The 5,450-nt window shown below is 56.9% G+C and carries 7 protein-coding genes and 1 tRNA gene; all 8 read right to left on the bottom strand.

The window, feature by feature from the left end; all coding sequences use genetic code 11:
• Positions 1 to 123: 123 nt before the first annotated feature.
• The 8 genes from der to AB1772_13020 all read right to left on the bottom strand — a co-directional run bounded on the left by der (position 124) and on the right by AB1772_13020 (position 5,217).
• Entirely contained in the window at positions 124 to 1,434 is a 1,311-nt protein-coding gene (der, locus tag AB1772_13055; protein ID MEW5797269.1) for a ribosome biogenesis GTPase Der, read from the bottom strand.
• The gene (locus tag AB1772_13050) at positions 1,431 to 2,714 is read right to left on the bottom strand and encodes a DUF512 domain-containing protein (GenBank protein ID MEW5797268.1); all 1,284 of its coding nucleotides are present in this window, start codon (positions 2,712 to 2,714) and stop codon (positions 1,431 to 1,433) included. Before AB1772_13050 ends, der begins: the two co-directional genes overlap by 4 nt.
• Before the next feature lie 30 nt (positions 2,715 to 2,744).
• A tRNA-Gly gene (locus AB1772_13045) sits at positions 2,745 to 2,816 on the bottom strand.
• Positions 2,817 to 2,855: 39 nt separating this feature from the next.
• On the bottom strand, positions 2,856 to 3,641 hold the full coding sequence (gene tatC / locus AB1772_13040) for a twin-arginine translocase subunit TatC (protein MEW5797267.1): 786 nt from the start codon (positions 3,639 to 3,641) through the stop codon (positions 2,856 to 2,858).
• A 311-nt stretch (positions 3,642 to 3,952) separates the two neighbouring features.
• The gene (gene nrdR, locus AB1772_13035; protein MEW5797266.1) at positions 3,953 to 4,405 is read right to left on the bottom strand and encodes a transcriptional regulator NrdR; all 453 of its coding nucleotides are present in this window, start codon (positions 4,403 to 4,405) and stop codon (positions 3,953 to 3,955) included.
• 21 nt (positions 4,406 to 4,426) lie between these two features.
• Positions 4,427 to 4,564 carry a hypothetical protein gene (locus AB1772_13030; protein ID MEW5797265.1) on the bottom strand — a complete coding sequence of 46 codons (138 nt, stop codon included), beginning with the start codon at positions 4,562 to 4,564 and terminating at the stop codon, positions 4,427 to 4,429.
• Positions 4,565 to 4,570: 6 nt separating this feature from the next.
• Positions 4,571 to 4,903: a divalent-cation tolerance protein CutA gene (cutA, locus tag AB1772_13025; protein ID MEW5797264.1), complete on the bottom strand. Its 333-nt coding sequence runs from the start codon at positions 4,901 to 4,903 to the stop codon at positions 4,571 to 4,573.
• Complete coding sequence (locus AB1772_13020; protein MEW5797263.1) at positions 4,903 to 5,217, bottom strand: MTH1187 family thiamine-binding protein; 315 nt, start codon at positions 5,215 to 5,217, stop codon at positions 4,903 to 4,905. The genes cutA and AB1772_13020 overlap by 1 nt, the downstream gene beginning before the upstream one ends.
• Between the last annotated feature and the right edge of the window lie 233 nt (positions 5,218 to 5,450).

The following is a 5,450-nucleotide window of genomic DNA, read 5'->3' as shown; positions in this document are numbered from 1 at the left end:
TCCTGAGCGATTCGCCGACGCGAATCGCTCAGGAACCCGACCTACTTCTACTGCCGGGTCAATCGCGATGGAAGGATCATCGATGTCGGGACCGCAAGGGTCCCGACCTACAGGCGCCAGTGCCTACTTCCGCCGGCACTTCAGACGGATCGGCGTCCCCTCGAAACCGAATTCCGCCCGCAATTGATTGGCGAGATAATTGAGGTAACTTTTGTCAATAAGCATCGGCTGGTTCGAAAAGAGCACGAAGGTTGGCGGGGCAACCTCGGTCTGCGTGACATAGTTGAGCTGGATATGCTTGCCCTGCTTAGCGGGCGGCTTGCGACGGCCGAAAGCACGTCTGAGTAAGTCGTTGAGCTGGGCGGTGGGAACGCGCTTATTGTGCTCCGCGTGAACCCGCTTGACGAGTTCCAGTACCTTGGCAAGCCGCTGACCGGTCAATGCGGAAACGTAAATAATCGGAACAAACGAGAACCTCGCCAGCCCCTTTTTGATCGCGGCCGTAAACTGGTCGGCCGTATGGGCGTCTTTCTCGATCAGGTCCCATTTGTTTACCGCCAGCACCGCCGGCCGACGAGATTCCAGTACATACGCGAGAACGCGCTGATCCTGCGACGTAAACCCCTGCGCAGCGTCGACTAGTACAACAGCCACATGGCAATCCTCAATTGCCCGCTCGGCGCGCAGGTTGGTGTAGAACTCGATATTCTCATGAACTTTATATTTGCGTCGCAAACCGGCCGTATCAATAAGCACGTACGCCTGGCCGTCGATTTCAAACGGCGTGTCGACCGCATCACGAGTCGTGCCCGCCTCCGGAGAAACAATCAGCCGTTCTTCGCCAAGCAGTTTATTGATGAACGATGATTTGCCCACGTTGGGCCTTCCCACCAGGGCTACTCGAATGGCATCCGATGGCACTTCATCAGTCTTGGAGATGGGCAGCTTCGAAACAACCTCGTCGAGTAGCTCGCCTATTCCCAGGCCCACTGTGGCCGATACTGGCCAGGCGTCCCCCAATCCGAGCCGGCTCAGGGCGAATACTTCATTGGCGAGCTGCTCATCATCGGCCTTATTGGCTACGAGCACGCAAGGTCTGTCCGACTGATGCATGATTCGCGCCAGGCGTTCGTCCGTCTGGTCCACCCCCACCTGGACATCGACCACGAGCAAGATGAGATCGGCTTCATGGATGGCGAATTCGGATTGATCGAGAATGACCCGCTCCAAGGCGTCGCGCGTATTGGGCACCATGCCACCAGTGTCAACGAGATGAAACACGCGTCCGCCCCAGTCGCACACGGCGTAATTACGGTCGCGTGTGACGCCCGGAATCGGATCGACCACCGCCAGCTTCTTTTTCAGAAAGCGGTTGAAAAGCGACGATTTCCCCACATTCGGCCGCCCCACGATAGCCACTATGGGGAGGCTCATACGAACACTTCGCAAAGCGTCTCGGCCAGATCGTACCCGCCGACAACTACTTCCCTGCCCAGCATCCGGCTGAACTGCTCGAGTGAGAGATTATCCAGAAAGAGACCGTCGCGATTGAGGCAATTCGGAGGCAGGACGACTGCGTCATAATCAGCCTTTTGCGAGCGCGCTGCTCTCAGCATGTCCTGACCAGTCAAGAGACCCGAGACTGTTACTGTCTCACCCCAGAAGTGATTGGTCACATTGTGCAATGTTACCTTGAGATCCAATGGTCCCAGCAGGGTCGGCAAGAGATGGCGCTCCCAGAACGGATAAGCGGAGTAGCCGGTAAGGAATAGAGCCCGTCGTTGGCTATTCAGCGATGTCAACCGACCGCGGCGGCGGTTGAAACGGGTGATAAACTCCCGCACCATGCCCACACCGTTTTCAAACTGTGGCATGTCCTCGTAGGCCGTTATTGACGGGAATTCCCGCTCGGCCAGGACATAAAACTCGTCGGCCGGCCACACAAAACGGCTGCCCAGCTCCAGCAAGTACCGCTCTTGATACTGCTCTACCCGATCGATGATTTGCGCTGCCTCGTCATGAGTGTATGTGCGAAGATCCGGCAATTTTTCGCGGTAGCGGGTCAGTCCGACCGGCACGGTGGCCAGACTCGCGACACCGGGCGCCTTTTCGGCCAGCTGCTCGATCGTTTGATCAAGGCTGGCGCCATCATTGATGCCGGGACACAAGACAACCTGCGTGTGCACCGTGATGTTATTCTCTATCAGATACTGAATGCGCGGCAGGATCGGCTCCAGCCTCTCGTTTCGCAGCATGCAGCGGCGCAGGGTATCATCGGTAGTGTGCACCGAAATATACAACGGCGACAGCCGCTGTGCGACAATCCGCTCCAGGTCGGCGTCGCTCATGTTTGACATGGTCACGAAATTGCCGTGCGTGAACGAAAGGCGATAGTCCTCATCCTTCACATACAGCGCTCGACGCATCCCCTTGGGCTGCTGGCGCACGAAGCAGAAAATACAATCGCACTTGCAGATCCTGACCGGGGTTTCCTCGAACGTAATGCCGAGATCATCGCTGTGGTTCAGTTCAAAGCGGAAAACCGAGAACTCGCCTTTCAGGTCGGCAAACCGAAGCTCGACAGCTTCATCGGTGGTCTTGAACCGGAAATCGATCGGGTCTTCGATCTTGTCGCCGTTGACCGAGACAAGGGTATAGCCGGGGCGAACATGCCCAAACAGTGGCGACTGGGGTTCTACTACGGCGACTACCATATAAGCACAGTTCCTAGTGGGCACAAAAAAAGCGGGCGATGGGAGTCGAACCCACGACGTCCAGCTTGGGAAGCTGACATTCTACCGCTGAATTACACCCGCTTTGCTAACCCTCAAATCTACGCCGCGCCGGCGTCAATGTCAAGCCGCCGGTTGTTCGCGCCGGCCGGAGATTTTCACGACAAAAATCGAGACCTCGTAAAGGCAATACATAGGGACCGCCAGCAGCAATTGCGTGAAGATGTCGGGTGTCGGCGTCACAACCGCCGCTATGGCGAGGATTATCACAATGGCGTAGCGCCGCCCTTTGGCCAGGGTGCGCGACGTTATAAGCCCGAAACGTCCCAGGGAATAGGCCAAAACCGGCAACTGGAACGACAAACCGAACGCCAGCATCAGAAAGCCGAGGAAGCTGATATACGAGTCCACAGTGATATAGTTAGTGATCAGCTCGTCTGCAAACCCAAGCAGGAACTTGAGGGCCATCGGCAAGGCCAGGTAGTAACAGAAAGCTGCGCCCACAATGAAGAGCACAGTGGAGATGATCACCAGCGGCAGAATCGTCACCTTCTCGCGGCGATACAGCCCCGGCGCGACAAACGACCACAACTGATAGAAGACGATCGGCAGCGACGCGACCAGCCCGGCGATCAGCGAGACCTTCATATAAGCGTAGAAACTGCCCGCCACCTGCATATTGTTCAGCGGGACGCCATTCAGCGGTTTCATGATATAGGCCATGATCTCGTCGGAGAAATAGAACGCGAGAATAGCGCACCCGATTACGGCCATAGCCGCCCGGAGCAGCCGCTTTCTTAGCTCCTCGAGATGTTCGAGAAACGGCATCGACGCTTTCTCAAGCGGCTCCGGCTGGTCTTTGGGGACGGCCATGGGATAGAAGATAGGCTGGCGGGTGGACGAAAGCAAGATGTCGAGTGCTGTTGGCGGCAGACCCCGTAGGTCGGGTTCCGAACATGGACAATTTGAGTGAGAAACCCGACAGGGCTACTGGTTCTACCCCCGGGACGGCCGCAAGGCCGTCATACTCTGCTTCAGGCGGAGTATCCAGTCAAGATCGCTGGGGCGGTCATGCCGACGTTTAAGGAGTCTTGTTTCGATAGTCACCTAAACACAGCCAACCCCTCATTGTCCACGCTGTCTGGATTCCTGCCTCCGCAGGAATGACGAAGCTTGCGCCTCGTCTGTATACGCACCCCGCCTTGGTGCCCCAGCCCACCCTACTTCTCCAGCAAGCGCTTCATCTCTTCGAGAAACTCGGCGGTGTCGGCGAACTTGCGATAGACCGAGGCGAACCGAACATAGGCAATCTCGTCAACTAACTTCAATCGCGCCATTACCAGTTCGCCGATATCCTTCGATGGAATCTCGCTCTTTCCGGTCGCGTGCAGTTCCCCCTCGATCTCGGCCACCATGTTGTCGATTTCAAACGACGTCACCGGCCGTTTGTTGCAAGCCAGCTTGATACCGTGAAGGAGCTTGTTGCGGTCGAACGGTTCGCGACGGTCGTCGGTCTTGAGCACGGTTATTGAGCCGGTCTCGATATACTCAAACGTGGTATATCGCTTCCCACATTGGAGACATTCGCGGCGGCGACGGATGGCGCGGCCGTCCTGATGCGGCCGGCTATCGACCACCTTATCCTCTTCATGTCCGCACTCAGGGCATTTCATGGCGGCACCTAATGGTCAAACCTACCGCACGTGGGGGTTCTTCTTCCGCTTGAACAGGTAGATGATCGCGCTCAGGATGGCCACGATCGCCGCGATTTTCCCCCACCCTTTGCCCGTCACGCCAAGAAACTTGCGCCCTTCATTGGTGCCGTCGCTCATGAACTCCTACCCCTCCGTCTCCTTGCGCACCCAGGCGAGATATTCAGGGAGACCGTCGGAAAGTGGGAACGAGATAATCTCCGGCAGATCGTACGGGTGCGACTCCTGTGTGTATTCCATGAGGGCGCGGAATTTCTCCTCGGTTGTTTTGCAGATCAAAAGCGCCTCCTCGTCGTGCTGGACTGCGTCTTCCCACCAGAAATACGACTCGATTTTCGGCACGATGTTGATACAGGCCGCCAGCCGCTGCTCGACCAGCTCCCGCGCCAGTCGACTGACCTCGTCGCGCGGCACGGTTATAAACACCACGCGGATAGATTCCGCCTCGACTTCTTTCATCACCTGCTCACTTTCCGACCGAGCCGTTTCTCCACCGACTCGATCTTGCCTGTGATACGCTTCTTCGCTCCTACGCGGTCATCGATAGTGATACTGATATACAAGCGAGGAGATTCACGCCGCAGCGTCAGCCGCGCCTTGTTTATGATCTTCATGACTGGTTCCCACTCACCCTCGATAGTCGTTGACATCGGGCCTAATCTGTACGACAGGCCGGAGCGGTCGATAATATCGATCACTTTCGCAACCGCTGCGGATGACGATGCGGTGCGGCCCGATTTCGTCGTAGGGAACATGGTCAACTGGAACAACATACTCATACCTCGTAGGTCGAAACCCCCGTGGTTTCGACACTCACTGATACCAATCCACTCGTAGGGCAGGACCCCTGCGGTCCTGCTACACATGGCAGGAGTACAGGACTCCTGCCCTACGATACTTGCTCACACTTGTCAAAACCACGTCTCGCGCCTGCGCGCTCGCCTCAGGGGTTTTGACCTACATTCTCCATCTTCCACACTCGTAGGGCAGGACCCCTGCGGTCCTG

This window comes from Candidatus Zixiibacteriota bacterium (genome assembly GCA_040752815.1).
In the GTDB taxonomy this organism is placed as follows: Bacteria; Zixibacteria; MSB-5A5; order GN15; family FEB-12; genus JAGGTI01.
Note: the sequence above shows the minus strand (reverse complement) of the source record. Positions and strands in the feature narration are given on the sequence as shown.